This is a genomic window from Paraburkholderia fungorum, assembly GCF_046027215.1.
Taxonomy (GTDB): Bacteria; Pseudomonadota; Gammaproteobacteria; order Burkholderiales; family Burkholderiaceae; genus Paraburkholderia; species Paraburkholderia fungorum_D.
On record NZ_JAQQEN010000001.1, the window covers coordinates 2,713,885 to 2,735,720 of the forward strand.

21 protein-coding genes are annotated in these 21,836 nt (G+C 63.5%); 8 read left to right on the forward strand and 13 right to left on the reverse strand.

What is annotated here, in order from left to right; genetic code table 11:
* Positions 1-80 precede the first annotated feature (80 nt).
* From PQR27_RS12045 to PQR27_RS12055, 3 genes are all read right to left on the reverse strand, one after another.
* On the reverse strand, positions 81-1,178 hold the full coding sequence (locus tag PQR27_RS12045) for a saccharopine dehydrogenase family protein (protein WP_408523871.1): 1,098 nt from the start codon (positions 1,176-1,178) through the stop codon (positions 81-83).
* A 264-nt stretch (positions 1,179-1,442) separates the two neighbouring features.
* Positions 1,443-1,901, reverse strand: a complete 459-nt coding sequence (locus PQR27_RS12050) for an Lrp/AsnC family transcriptional regulator (protein ID WP_408523872.1) — start codon at positions 1,899-1,901, stop codon at positions 1,443-1,445.
* 94 nt (positions 1,902-1,995) lie between these two features.
* Positions 1,996-2,880 (reverse strand): LysR substrate-binding domain-containing protein, encoded by an 885-nt coding sequence (locus tag PQR27_RS12055; RefSeq protein ID WP_408523873.1) that lies wholly within the window; start codon positions 2,878-2,880, stop codon positions 1,996-1,998.
* A 188-nt stretch (positions 2,881-3,068) separates the two neighbouring features.
* Here PQR27_RS12055 and PQR27_RS12060 point away from each other — a divergent pair, with 188 nt between their 5' ends.
* Complete coding sequence (locus PQR27_RS12060) at positions 3,069-3,581, forward strand: Spy/CpxP family protein refolding chaperone (protein ID WP_408523874.1); 513 nt, start codon at positions 3,069-3,071, stop codon at positions 3,579-3,581.
* Between the two features lie 134 nt (positions 3,582-3,715).
* Here the strand turns inward: PQR27_RS12060 and tnpC are convergent, their stop codons facing one another.
* Positions 3,716-5,134 (reverse strand): IS66 family transposase, encoded by a 1,419-nt coding sequence (gene tnpC, locus PQR27_RS12065; RefSeq protein WP_408523875.1) that lies wholly within the window; start codon positions 5,132-5,134, stop codon positions 3,716-3,718.
* Between the two features lie 615 nt (positions 5,135-5,749).
* Here tnpC and PQR27_RS12070 point away from each other — a divergent pair.
* Positions 5,750-6,187 (forward strand): PGDYG domain-containing protein, encoded by a 438-nt coding sequence (locus PQR27_RS12070; RefSeq protein WP_408523876.1) that lies wholly within the window; start codon positions 5,750-5,752, stop codon positions 6,185-6,187.
* 31 nt (positions 6,188-6,218) lie between these two features.
* On the opposite strand, the gene PQR27_RS12075 is transcribed toward PQR27_RS12070, so the two are convergent.
* The 8 genes from PQR27_RS12075 to PQR27_RS12110 form a co-directional block, all read right to left on the reverse strand.
* On the reverse strand, positions 6,219-6,584 hold the full coding sequence (locus tag PQR27_RS12075; protein ID WP_408523877.1) for a DUF3022 domain-containing protein: 366 nt from the start codon (positions 6,582-6,584) through the stop codon (positions 6,219-6,221).
* A 50-nt stretch (positions 6,585-6,634) separates the two neighbouring features.
* Complete coding sequence (locus tag PQR27_RS12080; RefSeq protein WP_408523878.1) at positions 6,635-7,444, reverse strand: YhfC family intramembrane metalloprotease; 810 nt, start codon at positions 7,442-7,444, stop codon at positions 6,635-6,637.
* 60 nt (positions 7,445-7,504) lie between these two features.
* Complete coding sequence (locus tag PQR27_RS12085; RefSeq protein WP_408523879.1) at positions 7,505-8,590, reverse strand: LacI family DNA-binding transcriptional regulator; 1,086 nt, start codon at positions 8,588-8,590, stop codon at positions 7,505-7,507.
* Entirely contained in the window at positions 8,587-9,552 is a 966-nt protein-coding gene (locus PQR27_RS12090) for a 2-hydroxyacid dehydrogenase (protein ID WP_408523880.1), read from the reverse strand. The genes PQR27_RS12085 and PQR27_RS12090 overlap by 4 nt, the downstream gene beginning before the upstream one ends.
* 4 nt (positions 9,553-9,556) lie before the next feature.
* The gene (locus tag PQR27_RS12095) at positions 9,557-10,837 is read right to left on the reverse strand and encodes an MFS transporter (protein ID WP_408523881.1); all 1,281 of its coding nucleotides are present in this window, start codon (positions 10,835-10,837) and stop codon (positions 9,557-9,559) included.
* Between the two features lie 175 nt (positions 10,838-11,012).
* Positions 11,013-11,996, reverse strand: coding sequence for a sugar kinase (locus PQR27_RS12100; protein ID WP_408523882.1), 984 nt, complete (start codon positions 11,994-11,996; stop codon positions 11,013-11,015).
* A 106-nt stretch (positions 11,997-12,102) separates the two neighbouring features.
* Positions 12,103-12,876, reverse strand: a complete 774-nt coding sequence (locus tag PQR27_RS12105) for a sugar phosphate isomerase/epimerase family protein (RefSeq protein ID WP_408523883.1) — start codon at positions 12,874-12,876, stop codon at positions 12,103-12,105.
* A gap of 179 nt (positions 12,877-13,055) precedes the next feature.
* On the reverse strand, positions 13,056-13,967 hold the full coding sequence (locus tag PQR27_RS12110) for a LysR family transcriptional regulator (RefSeq protein WP_408523884.1): 912 nt from the start codon (positions 13,965-13,967) through the stop codon (positions 13,056-13,058).
* Between the two features lie 120 nt (positions 13,968-14,087).
* Here PQR27_RS12110 and PQR27_RS12115 point away from each other — a divergent pair, with 120 nt between their 5' ends.
* The 6 genes from PQR27_RS12115 to PQR27_RS12140 all read left to right on the forward strand — a co-directional run bounded on the left by PQR27_RS12115 (position 14,088) and on the right by PQR27_RS12140 (position 20,460).
* Complete coding sequence (locus PQR27_RS12115; RefSeq protein WP_408523885.1) at positions 14,088-15,194, forward strand: YeiH family protein; 1,107 nt, start codon at positions 14,088-14,090, stop codon at positions 15,192-15,194.
* A gap of 145 nt (positions 15,195-15,339) precedes the next feature.
* Positions 15,340-16,077, forward strand: a complete 738-nt coding sequence (locus tag PQR27_RS12120) for a glutathione S-transferase (RefSeq protein WP_408523886.1) — start codon at positions 15,340-15,342, stop codon at positions 16,075-16,077.
* 112 nt (positions 16,078-16,189) lie between these two features.
* Positions 16,190-17,923, forward strand: coding sequence for a ClcB-like voltage-gated chloride channel protein (locus PQR27_RS12125; RefSeq protein WP_408525475.1), 1,734 nt, complete (start codon positions 16,190-16,192; stop codon positions 17,921-17,923).
* A 258-nt stretch (positions 17,924-18,181) separates the two neighbouring features.
* Entirely contained in the window at positions 18,182-19,519 is a 1,338-nt protein-coding gene (locus PQR27_RS12130; RefSeq protein WP_408523887.1) for a C45 family autoproteolytic acyltransferase/hydrolase, read from the forward strand.
* Between the two features lie 315 nt (positions 19,520-19,834).
* A complete protein-coding gene (locus tag PQR27_RS12135; RefSeq protein ID WP_408523888.1) occupies positions 19,835-20,089 on the forward strand; it encodes a hypothetical protein in 255 nt (84 codons plus the stop codon).
* A gap of 140 nt (positions 20,090-20,229) precedes the next feature.
* Positions 20,230-20,460 (forward strand): DUF2795 domain-containing protein, encoded by a 231-nt coding sequence (locus PQR27_RS12140; protein ID WP_408523889.1) that lies wholly within the window; start codon positions 20,230-20,232, stop codon positions 20,458-20,460.
* A 191-nt stretch (positions 20,461-20,651) separates the two neighbouring features.
* On the opposite strand, the gene gvmR is transcribed toward PQR27_RS12140, so the two are convergent.
* The gene (gene gvmR, locus PQR27_RS12145) at positions 20,652-21,704 is read right to left on the reverse strand and encodes a transcriptional regulator GvmR (RefSeq protein ID WP_408523890.1); all 1,053 of its coding nucleotides are present in this window, start codon (positions 21,702-21,704) and stop codon (positions 20,652-20,654) included.
* Positions 21,705-21,836: the final 132 nt, after the last annotated feature.

Consider the following 21,836-nt stretch of genomic DNA (forward strand, 5'->3'; position numbering starts at 1 on the left):
CGGGGCCTTCTTCCTACTCGCGGCAGACTTTGCCGCGTTACCGCACGGCCCTCGGTGTCGAGCGTGACGGCGAGGACCGCCTAGACCGTCGCCATTGCGTCCAGCGAATGCCCTTCATACAACTGGCCGAAGCGGTTCGCCAGGAAATCACGCAGCGACACCTGCTCCTGACGCACGAAGCCGCGTTGCGGCAGCTTCTGCTCGCGGAACAGATCGAGCACCGCGCACATCGCGCCGGCCGTGGTGATCTGGATCGCGCTCATCGGCACACCGCATACCGTCTTGGCGAAAATCTTGCGGGTGAACACTTCCTGCACCAGTTGCCCGTCGCGCATGCCTGACACGGTGATGAATACCAGCACGACGTCTTGCGCGGTGGAAGGTACCGAACGGCGCATGATGGTCTTGAGGGTGTCGCGGTCGCTGGAGAGGCGCAGGTCTTCCAGCAGGAACTGCATCAGGTTGCGGTGACCGGGATAGCGCACCGACTTGTAGTCGAGCGATTCGACCCGGCCCGACAGCGTTTCGCACAAGGTGCCAAGACCGCCGGAGGTATTGAAGGCTTCGTATTCGGTGCCGTCGAGCGAGAAATGTTCGAGGCCTTCGAGCGGCTGCACCCACTGCGTGCGGCTGTCGCGGATCGCCTCACACGGCTGGCAATACTCGTTGATCAGGCCGTCGACGCTCCACGTCAGGTTGTATTTCAGCGCATTGGTCGGGAATTCCGGCAGCGCGCCGACGCGCATCTTGACGTCGCGGATTTCGCTGAAGCGGTTCGCCAGTTCATGCGCGGCGATGCCGATGAAGCCCGGTGCGAGACCGCATTGCGGCATGAAGGCATGGTCGGCGTCGTCGGCGATCGCGCGGATCGCGTGGGTGGCGCGCACGTCTTCGGTCAGATCGAAGTAATGGACGCCGGCGCCCTTCGCCGCCGAAGCCACATTCACCGCCAGGTAATACGGCAAGGCATTGACGAGCGCGTCGAAACCCTGCACTGCGGCGCGCAGTGCGGCGGCATCGGCCGAGTCGACACGGCGGGTCGGGATGCCCTGGGCAGCAAGCTTGTCGAGCGCGTTCTGGTCGCGGTCGAACGCGACGACGTCGTAGTCGCCGGTTTCGCGCAACATGTGGGCGATAGTGTGACCGATCAAACCTGCGCCAACGATGGCTACTTTCATACGCTTCTCCTTTGTCGACCAGAGTTAGTGCTTCAGCGCACTTACTCCGGTCCCATGTTTTGTACGCTGTCACCAGCGTGGGAAGTGCGCTGCGCTTGGCGCGACGCCCGGCGGGCTAAGCCCTTAAGACACAGTTTACGGAGAAGCAAAAACAGTTCATACGCACAAAATGCTGCGATATGACCATCGCCTTCGACGTTATGACGAACCGATCAGTCGATATGTCGAAAACGTATTAAAAAGCTGTAAAAATCGCGGCGACGATCACACCATTCCGCGATCGATCTTGCGCGCCAGAATGATCGAGGTCGTCGTCCGCTCCACCCCTTCCAGGCCGCCGATCTGGTCAAGCAGATCGTTTAGCCGGTCAGGCGAATCGGCGCGCAGCCAAGCGACGTAATCGAACTCGCCGCTCACCGCGCATAGCAACTGCACCTCGGGCATCCTGCTAAGGCGCTTCTGCACCGCGGGCCCGTGCTTGGGCGCGATGATGATGCCCACGTATGCATAGATGCTCGCATCGAGCACGTCCTGGCCGAGCCGCACGCTATAGCCCGCGATCACATTGCTGCGTTCGAGACGGGCAATCCGGGCGATCACCGTGGTGCGCGCCACGTCCAGCTGGCGCGCGAGATTGGCAACGCTCTCACGGGCGTTGACTTGCAGCAGTGCAACGAGGTTGCGGTCGAGGTCGTCGAGTTGATCGAGGCGCGGAGGTCTCATCGAGGGCGAAGGAAGTAGTCAACAATGCAGCGGATTATCGCGCGTCTTCGGCTTCGCGCGGTGCGCGCCTCGCCTTCAATGCGATGCGCCGCGCCTACACGCCAAAGCGCTCGATGACGAAATCGATGAAGCTGGTGAGCTTGGGCGTGGCGCGGCGATCGCGTGGATAGACCAGATGCACGGGCGCGCCTTCGGGCAAATAGTCTTCGAGCACGGACACCAGTTCGCCGCTCGCAATTTCTTTCGCGAGCAGCACCTCAGGCTGCAACACGAGGCCAAAGCCGCGCAAGGCGGCGACCTTGAGCGCCTGGCCATTGTTCGCCCGAAACCGGCCGGCGCGCAGCCGGTTTTCGTCCCCACTCTCGCCGCCGAGGCGCCACAAACCTTCGCGGCCCCAGTGCAGGAAGCCGAGGCATTCATGCTGCATGAGATCGGCCGGCGTGCGCGGCGTGCCCGCGCGCGCCAGATAGGCCGGCGACGCACAGGCGCGCATCCGGTACGGCTTCAACGGCCGCGCGACGAAACCCGAATCCGGCAGACGGCCGATGCGCACCGAGGCGTCGAAGCCCTCTTCCACCAGGTCGACTACGCGGTTCGACAGATCGAGTTCGAGGCTGACATCGGGCCAGGCGCTCAGATAGTCGGTCATGGCTGGAGCGAAGACCTCGACGCCGTAAGTCAGCGGCGCGGTGACCTTCAGCACGCCGCGCGGCGCCGCCGCCATCGCCTCGGCCACCGATTCCGCGTCTTTCACATCGACCAGAATCCGCCGACATTGCTCGTAGTACTGCCGCCCTATCTCGGTCAGACTTTGCCGACGCGTGGTGCGTGTCAGGAGCCTTGTCGCGAGCCGGGTTTCGAGCGAGCGGATGTGCTTGCCGACCATGGCGGATGAAATGTTAAATCGCTCCGCGGCCGCGGTCAGGCTGCCTGCCTCGACGACGGCGACGAAGACTTCCATGCTGACGAATTTATCCACCCGCTATTTCCTGTTCGTTTCGGTTGTAAGCGTTTGTCGCACAAGAACCGCATTGTAGGGATATCGTGATACTAATAGCGGCGACGGCGAAGTGGGCAGCCGGCCGCCTTGCGTTGCTATGGCAGACGCGTGACGGGCCGCTCGCCTTGCGCGCCTTGTCCCAATTCGAATAGAGATCAGGAGTTTCGATGAAAAAAGCATTGGTAATGCTGGCTTCCGCAGTCGCCATGAGTGGCGCGTTCGCTCAAACTACCGCGCCGGCTTCGGCACCGATGAGTGCATCGGCTGCGGCGCCTGCCGGGAAAGCCGGTCACGAGCGTAATGTTGAAGACCGCATCGCCTACCTGCACTCGCAATTGAAGATCACTGCCGCGCAGGAAACGCAATGGAACGCGTTCGCCGACGTGATGCGCAACAACGGCCAGACGATGGGCCAGTTGTTCCAGCAGCGCCGGGCTGAGACGAACCTGTCCGCGCTGGACGACATGAAGCAATACGCGACGATTACGCAGGCGCATGCTGACGGCATGAAGAAACTGGTTGATGCGTTTGACCCGCTGTATACGAGCTTCTCGCCGGAGCAGAAGAAACTGGCTGATGTGACTTTCCATCAACCAGGAGGTGGTGGTGGCGGTCATCGCCACCATGGCAAGAGTTCGGGGAAGGCTGCGCCGGATGGTGATGCGGTTGTGAAGCCGTAGAGAGGTCTGTTTTTTGCCTTTTGCGGCGGCATTGTTTGGTTCGCCTGCGGCGTTGGCCTTTCCTTGTTTTCTTGTTGGTTTATTAGCGTTCCCCCTGTGCAGGGGGGCACCTACTTTTCTTTGCCGCCGCGTAACTATTCAGCAGCAGCCAGAGGCGAAACGACGAACCCCGCGAAGCTCAGGGCCAGCGCATTGATGAGCGAACGGCCCTGTTTGCGTAGGGTAGCGAGGTAGGAGCGGATCGTGCAGAACGCCTGCATGCCCGACTCTGCGCGGAAGCATCCGGAGATTTTCTGTTTGAGTTTGGGCATGCGGATATCGCGTTCGGCCTGGTTGTTGTCGAATGGTACGCGGTACTCCGTAATGAAGCGCCACACCTCGCGCACGTGCGTGCGCAGGCGCGCGAGCAGGTTGTAGGTGAAGCTTTGCCTGACCCTGCCGCGGCGTTCCTTGCGGGTCGGCTCGCGCGCCTGCCGCGGATTGAGCCTTCGCGCCTGGGCAAGCAGTGCCCCGTTGCGTCGCCTGTAATAGCGTTGACGCGGCTCATCCAGCGCTGTGGCGCCCGCGGCCTGACTGAGCTGAACTTCCCGCTTTGCCTGGCAAAGCAGGTCGATCATCTGCTGGGCCCACGGTTGCTCCGTGGACTCCAGCACAAAGACCAGTTCGCGCAGATGGTGTGCATTGCATAGTGCATGTTCACACTCGTAGCGCGCGTAGGGCCCCCAGCCGTCATGTACCGCGATTCCCGGAAAGCCAGGCAGAATGCCGAAGCTGTCCAGCGCCTCACTACCACGCTTGCGGTGTGAGCCATACCAGCTCAACGCGCCGGTCGAGGCGACGTGCAGCCAGTAAGGCGTGCGTCCTACGCGCATGCTGCTCTCATCGAAATGCACCACGGGCTGCTCGCGCAGCGTCTGCCTGATCTGTTCAACCGCTGGCGCCAGCAACCGGGCCGCCTGATCAATGCTGTGCTGCACGGTACCCGTACTCACATGCAGGCCAAACAGATCCGCCAGCGCCTGGGCGGTACGCGCAACCGGCAACTGCTGGTATTGCGTCAGATAGACCGCAGCGGCGCGCACCTGAGGACCATACTGAACCGCCTGGCTCACGCCCTCGGGAAACGCGCCTGAATGGTGCTTGCCGCAGCGGCACTGCGCGATCTGCACGCGATGCTCGGTCACCTCAAGGCGCGTGGGCGGCAGATCGATCACCTGACGACCTTCAGGCAGCACGGTGATGTGAGCGCAGTCGATCCGCTGTCCACAGGCGTCGCACACCGGCGCCACCGGATGAATCTCGATGTGATCGGGCTGCGCCACGCGTTTGAGCGTCTTCCCCGGGTGCCCGGGCTGCGCGCCGGGCTTTGCGCCGCTCGTGCCGCGCAATGACTTCGGCTTGCGCCTGGGCCCATCGCCTGACGGTGGTTTGCTGGAGTTATGACTGTCCTTCTCAAGCTTCGCCTCAAGCTCGTTCAGACGTCTCACCAGATCAACGATGAGCGCGTCCTTCTGCTCCGGTGTCAGGTCCTTGATGTCGGGCATCTTCGTCATGTCCTTCACTATGCACGGCCTGCCTCAGGTTTACAACAGCTGAATAGTTACGCCGCCGCAAAGAAAAGTAGGCAAAAGAAAGCGGCTCACACCGCTAACTTTTAAGTGGGTCCTCTGGCTTGGAGGGTGTAGTGGCTCCGTAGAGATTGAGCCTGCGCACCTTCTGGCCTGAGTGAACAGGCCGTCATGCTTCCGGCGGCGCTGCGCGCGCCGAGGCGGTACTTCATCAAACCATTGGTGTGTTTCGGCGCCTCGCCGAGGCGAAGCCGATGGCCCCCGCTCACGTACAAACGAAGCGCCCGGTTTCCCTGGCAGACCCGTCCGCGACGCACGCAGTGCGGAGTGGGAGCGGATGACGGCTGTGTCACGGGCGCTTATGGACCGAGGTGTGATCCGTTTATCGCACCACAATCCCCTCCAAGCCAGGGGACCCACTTAAGAATTGGCGGTTTGAGCCGCTTTCTTTTGCCTACTTTTCTTTGCGGCGGCAAAGAAAAGTAGGTGCCCCCCCGCACAGGGGGAACACTAATAAACCAATAAGAAAACAAGAAAAGGCCAAAGAAGCAAGAACAAGGAAATGCCGCCGCCAAAGGCAAAAAAACCTACAATACCGCGATGCAAAACATCCAATCCCCAGACCTGCGCACTGACGCAGCAGCCACCCCCGTCGTCAAAGACGAAACAGTCACCGTAGCCTTCGCCTCCACCGAAGGTGAACTCATGAGCCTGGAAGGCCCAAACCGTTACACCCGCGGTGACGCGCTCATCACCGGTTCCACCGGCGACCGCTGGGTCGTCTCACGCGAACGCTTCGACGCCAAGTACCTGCCGGCAGACGCCGCCCTCCGGCATGGCGAACCAGGCGCCTACCGCAATCGTCCGGCAATCGTCCTCGCCAAGCAGATGCATGAAGCATTCTCGCTCGCCCGTTCAGCAGAAGGCGGCGACATCCTGCACGGCACAGCCGGTGACTGGATCATGCAATACGCCCCCGGCGACTACGGCGTCGTGCAAGCCGCGCGCTTCGCAAAAGTCTATCGCCGCGCCGACTGATTCCACCCGGCGTCGCACCGCGCCAATCCCGTCACGCAAACTCGTCGCCGAGATCGACAGTCACATCGCGCGGCACCGCCTCGCCATTCGCATACTGCTCCTCAAGCGAGCCGATGCTCGCTTCGACATACGCCCGCAGCACCGCAAAACTGCGCCCGCGTAGTCGCGCCGGAAACGCGCGATAACGCACCAGCGCCGCCGGCGCAATCACCACAGTCATCACGATACGGCGTGCCGCAGCGCCGAAGCGCATCGCGACCCAGTGAATCGCCAGGGTCGGGGTGCCGTCCTCGGCAGCACGCTGGATAAACTGGGTCTGCTCGGGAAACAGATCGCTGATGACCCGCGCCAATTCCTCGAACTCGGGATTGGCACAGTCGTATTGGTAAGCTTCCATGGAATAGGCCGGAGGTTAGAGATTTGTCGATGACGTGCGCCGCAGACGGGTCATGCGGCAACGGCCGGTCGCCGGAATACGCTGAACAACACGCCGGTCACCACCACCGCGCCCAGCGCGTACGCGCCATCCACCGCCGCGAGCGGCACGAGGTTGGCCTGGAATAACGCGGCCGGCACGTCGACGAGCGCATGCAGCACGATCGCGAGCGGCAGAATGCCACGCCAGCCTGCCCGCAAGCCGCGCCACATCAGCACCGATAGACCAATCTGGAACACCAGCGCGGCAACCCGCTCGAGCGCGAAAATGCCGGCGGTCTGCGGCGTCAGGCTGGCGAGGATAAGGTGAATGCGCATCAACGAATCGGCCGGCAGGTTGCTCAGGTAGCCGTCCAGTTCGCCGCGGTTTTCGAATACCGCGAACAGGAGCCACTGCACCTGCACCAGCACGCCGACCAGCCATGCTTCCGCGCCGCCATGACCGAGGCCATAGGTCAGCGCCGTACCGTCACCCCGGTCCGCAGCGGACGTGGCCTTGGCCGCCGCGCGCTTCATTAGCAGGCGCATGCCGATGAAGCGCCCCACTTCTTCGCAGACGCCCGCGGCGAGCGCGCCATAAACCACGAACGCCAGCGGATTGGTCAGGAAGGTGGCCGTCGCTTCGTTCCGGTGCAGCACATAGTCGTTCAGCGCGCGCTCGATCACCATGGCGAACAGCGCGAACACGGCAACGCCAGTAATCGCGTCGCGCGGGTTCAGTGCGAGGGGCCGGCGCAGCCGGCGATAGATCAGGAAGGGTAAAGCGGCGACCAGCAGCGTCGCGAGGGCGAGGCTCGACAGGGTAAGCGGTGCAACAACCATGAGTTTCCTTGCGATGTCCGGCGCGCACCCGCTGCGCGCCGCAGCCCGAATGATCGCAGATCAGCGCGAAGTTGACGCGCGAACGATCAATTCGCCTGGCAGGAGGCAGTCGCGCGCGGTGGTCTGGACACCCTCGATACGCTCATGCAGAAACTCGACCGCCCGGTAGCCGATCTCATAGGTCGGCTGGCGAATCGTGGTGACGCCGGTCAGTTCGGCCCATTCAGGATCGTCGATCGACAGGAGCGCCACGCGCGCCTGCCAGTGCGCGCCGTAACGGGCCTTCAGATGCAGCGCAAGCCGCAGCGCAACCGGCGCGTTGGCGGCGAACAGGGCGACGCGGCTAGCCTTGCCCGTCGCATCATCGGCGCTTCCTGCTGCGCTTCTTGTTGCGCTTCCTGCTGCATCGAGTGCGCGATCCAGTTCGGCAAGGCCGCGCTCAACCGCCGCGGCATCCGCGAGGTTCAGCACCAGCGTATGGCCACGCGCGCCGTGCGCGTCGCGCATCACGTCGCGAAACGCCGCCTCGCGCAATTGCCGCGAACTGACCTGCTCGAAAGGCTGCACGACGAACCAGATCTCGTCGAAACCGTTCTCCAGCAGATGGCGCGTGCCGAGTTCAGCCGCAGCCCGGTTGTCCAGCCCGACCATGTCGGTGATGAGCCCATCCACCGACCGATCGACCAGCACCGCCGGAATCCCGCCGTCGCCCACTGGCCGCAGCGTCTCTTCGCGCACGCCAAGCGCGTTGACGATCACGCCTTCCACGCGATATGTCGTCAACAGTTGCAGATAGCGCCGCTCCATTTCGACTTCGTTCGCCGCGTGGCAGATCAACGGCATCAGACCAAGCGCATGACACGCCGCTTCGACGCCTTGCAGCACCTCGACCGTGTACGGATTCGTCAGATCGGCGAGCAGCATGCCGATCAGACGGTTGCGGCCGCGCTTCAGACCGCGCGCCATCTGGTTCGGCTGATAGTCGAGGCGCTCGATCGCCGCCTCGATGCGCGCGCGCAATTCGGGCGACAACACGCTCATCTCGCCGTTCAGATAGCGCGAGATGCTGGTCTTGCCGGTGCCGGCTTCGCGCGCGACGTCGGTGATCGTCGCGCGACGCGTGGTGGCAAGCGGCGGGGTGCTCATTGCTTCAGAACGTCGCGGTTGACGATGTTGATGGCAAGCGTGCCTTCGAGCGCGGCGACGAGGTTCTCCGCCGCATTGCGCGCCATCGCATGACGGGTTTCGTGCGTCGCCGAACCGATATGCGGCAGCGCCACCACGTTCGGCATCTTCAGGAGCGGCGAATCGGCCGGCAGCGGTTCGGTTTCGAACACGTCGAGACCCGCGCCGTGAATCGTGCCGTTCTGCAGTGCTTCGATCAGCGCCGTTTCATCGACCGTCGCGCCGCGCGAAGCATTGATCAGGATCGCGCTTTTTTTCATCGACTTGAGTTCGGCCGCGCCGATCAGGTGTTTCGTCTCGGGTGTCAACGGCACTTGCAGGCAGACGAAGTCGGCGGTAGCGAGCAGTTCCGCCAGCTCGACGCGCCGTGCGCCGTACACCTGTTCCGCCTGCGGGTTCGCGCTGCGGTTCGTGTACAGCACCTTCATGTTGAAGCCGAGCGCCGCGCGCCGCGCGACCGCGCCGCCGATCCGCCCGAGTCCGACGATGCCAAGCGTCTTGCCCTGCACATCGACACCGTACAGCGACGGCCCGATGCTGTGACGCCACTCCCCTGCCTTCACCCACTCCGCCAGTTCGACCACCCGGCGCGCGGACGCGAGAATCAGCGAGAACACCGTATCCGCGGTGGATTCGGTCAGTACGTCAGGCGTGTGCGCGAGCAAAATGCCGCGGCGCGTGAGGTCGGCGACGTCGAACTGGTCGAAGCCCACCGAGATCGTGGAGAGCGCCTTCAGACGGGTCGCGCCTTCGAGCATCGCCGGCGTGATCTTCACGCTCGAACCGATGCCACCGTCCGCGTCCTTTAACGCAGCAACAAAGGCGTCATGTTGCGCGGCGTCGACCTGCACGACATCGGCATGTTGTTGCAGATACGCGAGCACGTCATCGGGCAGCGATTTCCAGGCGACGATTTTCTTCATCAACTTATTTCCCTTGCAACGGTGTGGCGAGCGCGGGCGAACCCAGCGGCTGCGGTTTGACAACCAGCGTCAGAATCACGGCCGCAACCAGCGCGACGCTCATGAACGCATAGGATGCAGCGGGCGAACCGGTCGCGCCGTTCAGATAGCCGACCACATACGATCCAACGAACGAACCCAGCGCGCCCATGCTGTTGATCAGCGCCATCGCGCCGCCCGCGACATTCTTCGGCAGCAGTTCCGGCACGATCGCGAAGAACGGCCCGTAAGGCGCGTACATCGCGGCGCCGGCGATCACCAGCAGCGCATACGAGATCCAGAAGTGCGAGGAGCCGAGCGCATACGATGCGGCGAAGGCAACCGCGCCGATCAGCAGAAACGGCCACACGAATACTTTGCGGCGGTTGAGTTTATCCGATGCCCATGAGGCCGCCAGCATCGCGATGGTCGCGGCCAGATAGGGCAGCGCGGAGAGCCAGCCGGTTTCGACCATGCCGAATGAGGAACCATTCTTCAGGATCGACGGCAGCCACAGCACGAAACCATACACGCCGATGCTCCAGCAAAAATATTGCGCGCACAGCTTGATCACCGCGGGCGTGCGGAACGCTTCGCTGTAATTGCGCACCGGCTTGATCGCGGCCTGTTCGGCGCGCAGCGTTTCGGCGAGATCGTCCTTCTGCTGTTGCGTGAGCCACGACACCTGCTGCGGCTTGTCCTGCACGATGAACCACCAGCACACGGCCCACAGGATCGCGGGCGCACCTTCGGCGATAAACATATGACGCCAGCCGAACGAATGCACCAGATAACCCGACACCACCGACATCCACAGCACCGTCACCGGATTGCCGAGAATCAGAAACGTGTTGGCGCGCGAGCGCTCGCTCTTGGTGAACCAGTTGCTGATGAAGATCAGCATCGCCGGCATCACCGCGGCTTCGACCACGCCGAGCACGAAGCGGATCACCATCAGCGACGGAATATTGCTGACCATGCCGGTTAGGGACGCGCAGCCGCCCCACAACACGAGGCTCCAGAACACCAGTTTCTTGACACTGCGACGTTCCGCGTAAATTGCGCCGGGAAGCTGGAAGAAGAAATAGCCGAGGAAGAACAGCGCGCCGATCAGCGACGACAGCCCCTTGCTGATGCCGAGATCCTGGTTGATGCCGGCGGCCGATGCGAAGCCGAAGTTCGCGCGGTCGAGATAAGCGAGGCTGTAGGTGATGAATACGATCGGCATGATCGTCCACCAGCGGCGAATCGCAAGCGATGAGGTCATGGGTGTCTCCTTTGTGGACCAGAGTTGGTGCAAAGCACTTACTCTGGTCCCGTGCAAGATAGTTGCTGTCGGCTTCCCGAAACAATGATGGGCGGTCATACGGCGCGTCTGAGCGCTCTTCCTGTTATCGATCCAGCGCGACGACTCACTGGTTGGCCGTCACACTGGCGCACGCTCAGGCGGCGCTCGCGACAGATGCTGCGTCAGCCTGTTCGAGCGCGTCGAGTTCGGCGCGGCTCGGCAGGCCTTCCGAATCGCCGATCACCTGAATGGCGAGCGCGCCGATGCGGTTGCCGCGCGCCACGGCTTGCGGCAACGTTTTGCCTTCGAGCAAGGCACTGACCACGCCGACCGCGAAGCCATCGCCCGCGCCGACCGTGTCCACCACCTTCGTGACCGGCTGGCCGGCGATCACGGCGGCGTCGTCGGCGGTGCGGAAGTACGCGCCCTGCGCGCCGAGCTTGATGATCACGCCGCGCGCGCCCTGGTCGAGATAGAACCTGGCGATGTCATCCGGCTGGGTGTAGCCGGTGAGAATCTCGCCCTCGCCGATACCGGGCAGCACCCAATCGGCCAACGCGGCCAATGCGTTCAATCCTTCCACCATCGCGGCGCGCGACGGCCATAGCGTCGGGCGCAGGTTCGGGTCGAACGAAATGCTCTTACCGGCAGCACGCATTTCGCGCGCCAGATGGAACGCGAGTTCGCGCGAGCTGGCCGAGATCGCCGGCGCCACGCCCGTCAGATGCAGATGGCGCGCGCCCAGCACATAGTCGGCCGCGTAGTCCGCGAGCGACAGATGGCTCGCCGCCGAACCCTTGCGGAAGTATTCAATCGCCGGATCGCTGCCGTCGTCGTTTTTCGACTTCAGCTGGAAACCGGTCGGATAGCACTCGTCGGTGGTGACGCCGCGCTGGTCGATCCCCTCTTTCGTCAAGGTGTCGCGCACGTACTGGCCAAACGAATCGTTGCCGACGCGGCTCATCCAGCCCACCCTGAAACCGAGCCGCGAGAGACCGATCGCCACGTTCAGATCGGCACCGGCGACGCGCTTCGTGAACTGCCCGACGCCCGCTAGCGGACCGGTCTCGGCGGCCACGAACATGGCCATTGCTTCGCCGTAGGTGATGACATCGAGTGCTGTGCTTGTGCTGCTCATGCTTTGCTCCTGCCTGTTCCTGTACACGTGTTTTTTTGCGTGTGCTGGGTATGCGCTCGTGCCGTGTGTCTGGTTTTGTACGGCTCTCTCAGGTTCTGTGCGCGGTTCACGCGGTGCCCAACCACGCGACGTAGTGCGCGGCGTCCGCATCGATGCGGTTCGTATCGAACGGAAATTCGATGCCGCGCGGCACGTTGCGCGGCAAGCTGTCCAGTACCGCGGCAAAGTGCGCGTCGCCGGCGGCCGGCGCGGCAGGAAAGCGCCGCGCGCCCTCACCCGCTACCGTCTTGCAATGGATGTACTCGACGTGCGCGGCAAGCGGCTTCGCGGCATCGAGCGGAGCGACGTCGCGCCACGCCCAGTTGCCGATATCGAAGGTCATGCCGAGCACGTCGGCGTGGCCTTCGCGCGACAACGCATCGAACAGGCCGGTAAATTGCGCGAGCGAGCCGCCTTCGGCCAGCTGGCCGTTTTCGACGACGAGCCGCATATCCGCGCAACGCACGTGATCGGCGATGACCGCAGCGTTGGCATCGGTGACGAAACCGCCGAGTTGCAGCTTCACGAAGCGTGCGCCGAGCGCGAACGCTTCTTCGAGCGAGAGGCGCAATGCGTCGGCATCGAGCTTGCCGTTACTGCTGTACAGCGCGGCGGGCGTCGAATACACCGTCCACAAGCCCAGATCCGCAATCGACCGGCCGAGTGCGCGCAACGCCTGCGGCGCGGCATCGGATTCGCTCGCGAACAGTTCGCGGCGCACTTCGAAACCCGCCGCGCCGGCTTGCCGGCTCACGTCGGCCCATTTCAGATGACCGCCCGAGCGGACCGCGTCCATCCCGAATGCGCTTGCGACGACCACCACGTCAACTGCGTCAGTCATGTCGAATTTACTCAATTTCGTCCGATGATCGGCATTTGGAACCGGTTCCAAATGCGTTTCTAAAAAAAGCGCCGAGGCGCTTGGATGCCCGAATAGTGCGCCGAGCCATGCGTCATGCACCATAGTGGAAATCCCCAGGCGAGTCTGGCATGCATGTCGTATGGGAAAGGCCGTGGGGCTCAGGGGCCCTCGTTAAGGCACAGCGCAAGGAACTGCTCGACCACGCGCGCCGGCGCGCTCGCATGCGGCACCAGGATCGATAAGCGCCGCGTCAATGGCTCGGGACTCAGCGAAAACAGACACAGCGCGCCATTTTCATGGCGCATCGACATGGCCGAAACGAAGCCGATGCCCATTCCGGCCCGCACCGCCTCCTTGACGCCTTCGACGCCGGCAATCTCCAGCGCCACGCGCATCGGCACACCTGCCCGTGCAAAAGCCCGCTCGACGATCTGCCGCACGCCCGAACCGGTTTCGCGCAACACCAGTGGGTGCGTACCGCAGGCGGCCAGGTCTACCCGCAAGTCCTCCCCAGCCTTGGCGTCCGAACTGGCCATCTGCGCTAACGGATGCGTGCGCGGCATGATGGCGACGATCTCGTCCTCGCGCCAGGCATGGACCGCGGTATCGGGCGGCAGATCCATGCCAACCGGACCTTCGATCATCGCGACATCCACCGAGCCGAGCGCGCCGACAATTTCGGTGGTGTTGCCGTCGGCGGCATGCAGCGTGACATCGGGATAACGGCGATGGAAGTCGGCGATCAGGTAGGGCAGCAGGTAGCTCGCCGGCGTGGTGCTCGCGCCGATCCGCAGCGTGCCCTGCTCCATGCCGCGCAAGGCGTCGCGGTACGCATGCGCCTGGCGCCACGTATCCCGCAACCGCGTCGCATAGCTGGCCAGTTGCTCACCGGCGGGCGTGAGCCGCACCCCGCGGCCGTCACGCTGGTATAGCGGTTCGCCGAATTCGTCCTGCAACTGCCGCAGTTGCCCGGACACAGCGGGCTGCGACAGATGCAGCGCCACGGCCGCCCGGCTGATATTGCGATGCTCGGCTACGGCGGCGAACGTTATAAGTTGATCCGGGGTCATGAGGTGGAATATATCGGCGTGACTGATACATTACATTCTAAATCATGATTTTTCATATCGATATATCTAATTTAGGATTGGGCCTATCGAATCAAGACAGTCATAGGAAGGCGTTAAGCCATGACCACCGCTCATCTCACCGCCACGGCCAGTTCCGCCGAGTCCGCCGGGTCGTCAACCCGCGGCCAGCTCAACGGTATTCTGTTCGTCGCACTGTTCGCCGCCGCCGTCACCCGCATCGCCTCGATCCCCGCCATTGCCGGGCTGGGGCTGAGTCCGCTGATCGTCGGTATCGTGGCGGGCGCCATTTACGGCAACGCCCTGCGCGACGGCATGCCCGCAAGCTGGGCGGCCGGTGTCAACTTCTCGGCGCGCAAGCTTCTGCGCATCGCCGTCGCCTTCTTCGGACTGCGCGTGAGCCTGCAGGAAATCGCCCAGGTCGGTTTGCCAGGCCTTGCGGAATCGCTGCTGATCGTCGTCAGCACGCTCGTGATCGGCACCTGGGCCGGCATGAAGATCATGAAGCTCGACCGCGATACGGCGCTCCTCACCGCCGCCGGCAGCGCGATCTGCGGCGCGGCCGCCGTGCTCGCTTTCGAATCGACGCTGCAATCCAAGCCGCACAAGAGCGCGATGGCGGTGGGCAGCGTGGTGCTGTTCGGCACGCTGTCGATGTTCCTCTACCCGGTGCTCTTCAAGGCGGGCTGGCTGCATCTGGACACGGTCGGCGCGGGTCTGTTTTTCGGCGGCACGATTCATGAAGTGGCGCAGGTGGTCGGCGCGGCCAGCAATGTGAGCCCGGAAGCGACCCACATCGCCACCATCGTCAAGATGACCCGCGTGATGCTGCTGGTGCCGGTGCTGCTGGTGGTCGGCATGTGGGTAAACCGTTCGGCGCGCAGCGCAACAGCATCGGCTGGCGCTCAGGAAGGCACTCAGGATGCGCAGGCTCCGCGCAAGCTGGCGATTCCCTGGTTCGCAGTCGGCTTCCTCGCGTTCGTCGTGATCAATTCGCTGCATGTCCTGCCGGAAGGCGCGACGAACACGCTGAACATGCTCGACACCTTCGCGCTCACCATGGCCATGACCGCGCTCGGCATCGAAACGCGGATCGCGCAGATCCGTCAGGCCGGGCCCCGCGCACTGACCACCGGCTTCATCCTGTATGTGTGGCTGATTGCCGGCGGACTGGGTATCACATGGACTGTCCAGCACCTGCTCGGCTAAGCCGCCCTCGCCTTCAGACCAGCCCCGCCGTGCGCGGGGTTTTGTGCGTTCAGGAGAACAATCCGGCGAACTCAGGCGTCATACTGATCACCGACATGACTCCGGTCATGCAGCCCATTCACGCACCCGGAATGAGGATCGATCGATGAGCCTGGAACTTTACTATTGGGACGGTTTGCAGGGCCGCGGCGAATTCGTGCGGCTGGCGCTGGAAGAAGCCGGCGCGGAATATGTTGAAGTGGCGCGCGGCGACGATTCCGAAGGACTCGGCACGAACGCCATGCTGTCCGTGATGAAGAGCAAAGGCGAGCCGTATCCACCCTATGCGCCGCCGTTTCTCAAAGACGGTGATCTGCTGATCGCGCAGACCGCCAACATCCTGTTTTATCTCGGGCCGCGCCTGAACCTGGCGCCCCAGGTTGACAGCCTGCGCTACGTCGCCAACGGTCTGCAACTAACCATTGCCGATGTCGTCACGGAGGCTCACGACACGCATCACCCGCTTGCCAGCGATCTCTACTACGAAGACCAGAAAGACGCCGCCAAAATCCGCGCGCACGATTTCATCGACAACCGGATTCCGAAGTTCATGAAGTATTTTGAGCGCGTGCTGAAACAGAATCCGGCCGGCGACCAGTTCATGGTCGGCGACGCGCTCACTTACGTCGACCTGTCGATGTTCCAGCTGATCGACGGCCTGCTGTACGCATTTCCGCGGGCCCTCAAGCGGTTCGGCGAGCACTATCCGCGGCTCGCCGCGCTGCACGACGCGGTGATCGCGCGGCCGAACATCGCCGCCTATCTCGAGTCCGACCGGCGCATTGCGCATAACGAGGCCTGCATCTTCCGGCACTACCCGGAACTCGACAAGGCGGCCACTTGACCCACGCCGCCGGCGTTTGCCCAGTCGCTTCTTCGCGCCCGCTTTTGACAGCGGGCGCGATGCTGTTGCCGTGCACGCTTTTTATCCACCCATCACGCCCTTTCCCACCGACGTGCTTTCATTCCTGCTGAAACTGCGCACCCGCGCCCAACGCCTGTTCCGTCTTTCGGATGCCCATACGATGCTGGTCTGGTCGGTGGTCGTCGGTGTCGCGGGTGCGTTCGCCACGATTGCCTTTCGCGAAGGTATTGCCCTGCTGCAAACGGCGATCGTCGGCAAGCCCGGCAGCTTTGTCGAGATGGCCCGCGGCCTGCCGTGGACGGTGCGCGTATGGCTGCCCGCGGCTGGCGGCCTGGTCGCCGGTTGCTTTCTCCTGATCGCGCAGCGCTATGCGGACAAGTGCAATCACGTCGATTACATGGAAGCGGTGGCGATCGGCGACGGCGTGGTACCGGTGAAATTGAGCTTCTGGCGCAGCGTGTCGTCGCTGTTCACGATTTCGAGCGGCGGCTCGATCGGCCGCGAAGGTCCGATGGTGCAACTGGCGGCGCTCGCCGCGTCGCTGATCGGCCGCTGGGTGCATTTCGATCCGCCACGCCTGCGCCTGCTGGTGGCGTGCGGCGCGGCGGCGGGGATTACCGCCGCCTATAACGCGCCGATCGCCGGCGCGTTTTTTGCCACCGAGATCGTGCTCGGTTCGATCGTGATGGAAAGCTTTGGACCCGTGGTGGTCGCGGCGGTGGTCGCGAACATCACCATGCGCGAGTTCACCGGCTACAAGCCGCCTTACGAAATGCCGGTCTTTCCGCCGGTAACGGGCGCCGAAGTCCTGCTCTTTGTCGTGCTCGGGCTGCTATGCGGCGCGGCCGCGCCGCAGTTTCTGCGGCTAATGGATTTCTCGAAAACCAGCTTTCGCAAGCTGCCCGTGCCGCTGCCCATCCGGCTGGCTTTGGGCGGCCTCGTGGTCGGCATTCTGTCGGTATGGACGCCTGAGGTCTGGGGCAACGGCTACAGCGTGGTCAATTCCATTCTGCATTCGCCGTGGACGTGGACCGCGCTCGTCCTCGTGCTGGTGTTCAAGATCGTCGCAACGTCGGCGACCGTGGGTTCAGGCGCGATCGGCGGGGTGTTCACGCCGACGCTGTTCGTCGGCGCGGTGGTCGGCTGTCTGTTCGGCCAGGGCATGCACGCGCTGTGGCCGCACGGCACCTCGGCGCCGTTCGCCTACGCGATGGTCGGCATGGGCGCGTTTCTCGCCGGCGCGACGCAGGCGCCGCTGATGGCGATCCTGATGATCTTCGAAATAACGCTCAGTTATCAGGTGGTGTTGCCGCTGATGCTCTCGTGCGTAGTCGCCTATTTCGTTTCGCGCGCGATCGGCAAGACCTCGATGTATGAAATCACGCTGCACCGCAATCAGGAGGAACAGGAACGCACGCGTCTGCGCGGGACGCAGATGCGCGAGCTGATCCGTCCCGCGGAAACCGTCGTGCCGCCGAATGCAACCGTGCAGGACATGACGCGCGTGTTCCTCGAATATCCGGTGAAGTATCTGTATGTCGCCAACGAGTCAGGTGCGTTTCTCGGCGTCGTTGCATTGAAGGACATCACGTCCGATCTGCTCGACAAGCGCGACACCGCCACGAAGACCGCCGCCGATTATCTTCAGCCGCATTTCGATGTGCTGACGCCCGATATGCCGCTTGGCGTTGCGTTGCAGCACTTCATGGCATTTCAGGGTGAGCGGCTGCCGGTGGTTGAGAGCACGGCGCATCCCACGCTGGCGGGCGTGGTCTATAAGACTTCGCTGCTCGATGCCTATTTCCGCATGAATCCGACCCGCTAGGCCGGGGTTTGACTGCGGGCTCAACTGCGGCTTCAACCGCGCCTTCAGCCGCTGCTTCAATTGACGGCTTCATGAGCCGCGCGGGTTGCCGGGTCCGGCCCGCCCGGCAGCGCGCGCTGCCGCACCAACCGCTCCGTCCCGTGCCGTGCAAAGCGCGTCAGATTCTCTACAATGGGGAAACCGCTGCAGCGATTGCGCGCAGCGCGCGTTACGCCAAGACGGGCGCACCGAGACGCCCGCCCTTCGATCGGAGCGAAGATGAGCGAACCGTCCCTCGATGCCGTGCGCCGCGACCAGGCGGGCTGGATTTTTCTGCATATCGAAGGCGAGCCATACGATCGCGGCGAGCAGCACGGCCAGTTGCTTGCCACTGAAATCCAGAACGCGATCCGCACCGCCCGCTATCTGGCGAAATGGGACACCGGCGAAGATTTCGACACCTTCGTCAACGCCGCGGTCTCACAGTTCGCCCCCAAACTCGACACCGAATTCGCCGACGAAATCCAGGGTATCGCCGACGGCGCCAAACTGCCGTTCGCCGAAGTGCTGGCATGGAACGGCTACATGGATCTGCTGCAAAGCTGGTGGCCAAGCCACGCAGCGGCCGAACAGCCGCGGCTCGGCCTCAAACCCTGGCGCGGACGGCGTGGGCATCATTGCAGCGCATTCATCGCCACCGGCAACGCCACGCGCGACGGCCGCATCGTGATGGCGCACAACTCGTGGGACCGGTACGCCGCCGGCGACGCCTTCAACGTGGTGTTCGACATCGTGCCGGATCGCGGCAACCGCATCCTGATGCAGGGCCTGCCCGGCTGCATCTCGAGTCTCACCGATTTCTGGGTAACGGGCGCCGGGTTGATGGTGACCGAGACCACCATCTCCGACTTTGTCGGCTACAACGCGTCGGGCGCACCGGAGTTCTATCGCTCGCGGCGGGCCTCGCAGTACGCGAAGAGCATCGGCGAATGGTGCGAGATGTTTGCGATCGCCAATAACGGCGGCTATGCGAACAGCTGGCTGCTCGGCGACGCCAAGACCGGCGAAATTGCCCGCTACGAACTCGGGCTGCACTATTCCGGCTTCGAGAGCACGAAGGACGGTTTCTACAGCGGCTACAACACGGCAACCGATCTGAAGATCCGCAACCAGGAATGCATCGGCGAAGGCGAAGACTATACGGACGTGCGCAAGAACGGCGCGCGGCGCTTGCGCTTCATGCAACTCGAAGAAATGCATCACGGCAAGATCGACGTCGAACTGGCCAAGCAGATGATCGCGGACCATCACGACGTCTATCTCGACCGCAACGACAACCCCTGCTCGCGCACCATCTGCGGCCATCTGGAACTGGACGACGCGCGCTTCGGCGGCTCCGATCAGGGGCCGTTCAATCCATGGGGCGCCAACGACGGCAAGGTAGTCGACAGCGAAATGGCCAGCCATATGGCATTCAGCGCGCGCTGGGGGCACCCGTGCGGCAGGCCGTTCGATGCTCAGGCGTTCATGAAGCGCCATCCGCAATGGAACTGGCTCAACGGCTATATGCGCGACCGGCCCTCGTGGCCCTGGACGCGTTTCGAGGTATTGCGCTAGACCGTCCTGCCGGCGGCCTGTTCGCGGCGCCCGATTCGGCCTCGAGGAACCAATCGTGCCGGCATAGTGCGCCGCAACACAGAACGGGCACGATCGTGCGCGACGACGCTGCCTCTTTCCTGCCATCATCTGAAATCTACAATACCGTTTTGTTGCTTTTGTGGGGGCGTTGCAGGATTTGCCATCTAAGATGGTAAATGTGCGCCGGCCACCCGCAGCAACAGCGCGGCGTGCAGCTTGAGCCGTCCTTTCGACGCGGGGATGGCACAGCGCTTGCTCAACTGTCAGCGCCGTATGAGCTTAGGAGGTCGGGCGATGAAAACCTCGACACTGTTGACCATGGTGACTTTGTCGGCCTCGTGCTTCGCCGCGCCGGTGCATACCGCGTACGACACCACGACCGCCAATAGCCTTGCCGAACGCGCCAACGCCGCACCCGTCGCCCCGGCGGCGCCGGACGTCGCTGCCACGGACAGCACTCGTCCGCAACAATGGCAGCATATCGCGCTGCCCAAGTCGCGACATCCGGCGCGAAGCTTCACTGGCCAGAACGAACACCTGCAGACCTGAGAGCGAGCGCTCGCGCGCTGTTCGCGGTTTTTGCGACCTGTCGGCGCGAGCCTGTCTTCAGGAAGCGATTCGAGCGGCTTCCCGCCGGGCCTTTGGCGAACGTCCCGCGGCAGAATTCCCATCAACAAAGGAGCGCTTGCATGACCGCATCGGCTATTCCTGGCGAATCGATTGATCTGCAGATCGCCGACATTCTGAGCGAAGTCCATTTCCCGACCTACAAGGACGCGCTCGTCGAAGCCGCGCGCGAAGCCGGTGCGAGCAATGAAGTGCTGTCGATGCTCGACGGTTTGCCGGAACAGGATTATGCCGACGTGACCTCCATCACCCGCCTGATCGGCGGAAATTATGGGCCCGGTCTGGGCGCATGAACGAAGCACCGGCAGCGTCGGCGCATCCGCTTTCCTCTGCTAACGCCTCCGGCGCCTGGGAGCCCGGCGCCGGCTAGAAACGACGTGTGAATTCAGGCTTGCGGCAAGTCGCGCCGGAGCGGTTCAACGCGATGCCCGGCGTTCAGCGATGCAAGGCGAAGCGCGCCGGGCACCGGCGTGCTTCGGCCCGCTCAGATCGCTGACGAAGCCTCGACCTGCGACCGCGAAGTCTTGTGCAAAGGCCGCGCCGCTTCGCCCGGCAAGGCCGACACCGGCAGGTCGTCGGCATATGCCGGCGGGACGGCGAGTGTCCGCGTCGAGGCCATGGTTCGCCGACCCTGCAGTGGCAGTTGTTCGCCGCGCTGGAAATGCTCGACGAGGTGATCGATAAACGTGCGGACCTTCGCCGGCAGATGAAGGCGGCTCGGATAGGCAATCGTAATTTCGATTTGCGGCAGACGGTAATCCTTGAGCAACGGCACAAGCCGCCCGGACGCCAGATCGCGCCCAATCAGGTAGCTCGGCAGAATCGCCACGCCCATGCCCAGCAAGGCGAACTGCCGCAGCATCTCGGTGTTGTTCGCGGCGATCGCGTTGGTCGGCCTGACGCGGATTTCGCCTTCGGGTCCGGTGAACACCCGTTCATCGCCGCTTTGCTCGGTCGGCCGGCTCAGACACGGATGCGCCAGCAGATGCTCAGGGTGCGTGGGCGTGCCGTGCTGCTCCAGGTAAGCGGGCGTCGCGCAGACCGTCATATAGGCAGTGGTCAGACGCCGCGTGACGATGCTCGCGCTGCGCATCTGCCGCGCCACCAGAATGCCGACGTCGAAGCCCTCTTCCACCAGATCGACATGGCGGTCCACCAACGTGACATCGGGCACCACATCCGGATAACGCTCGGCATACGACTGCACCACCGGCGCGAAGCTGTGCAAGCCGAACACCACCGGCGCGACGATGCGCAAGGTGCCGACCGGCTCGTGATTGCGCGCCACCACCATCTGCTCGACGCCTTCGAGGTCGTCGAGAATGCGGCGCACACGCTCCAGATACGTCGAACCGGACTCGGTCAGCGAAAGACGGCGTGTCGTGCGGTTGAGCAGACGCGTGCCCAGCCGCCCCTCGAGATCCGCGACATGCCGCGTGACGACCGCGGTAGAGAGATTCAGCACGCCAGCCGCGCCGACGAAACTGCCGAGATCGGCAACCTTGACGAACACCCGCATCGACTGCAATTGATTCATGGGACGACTCCTTCGGGCCGGGCGCGATCATGCCGCCTGTGTCGAACCTGCGCGGCGACAGGCGCGCGGGCTTGCCCAACGGTCTGATTGTATCGACCCGATCATGTCCCAACCCTGACCCGAAGATGACAA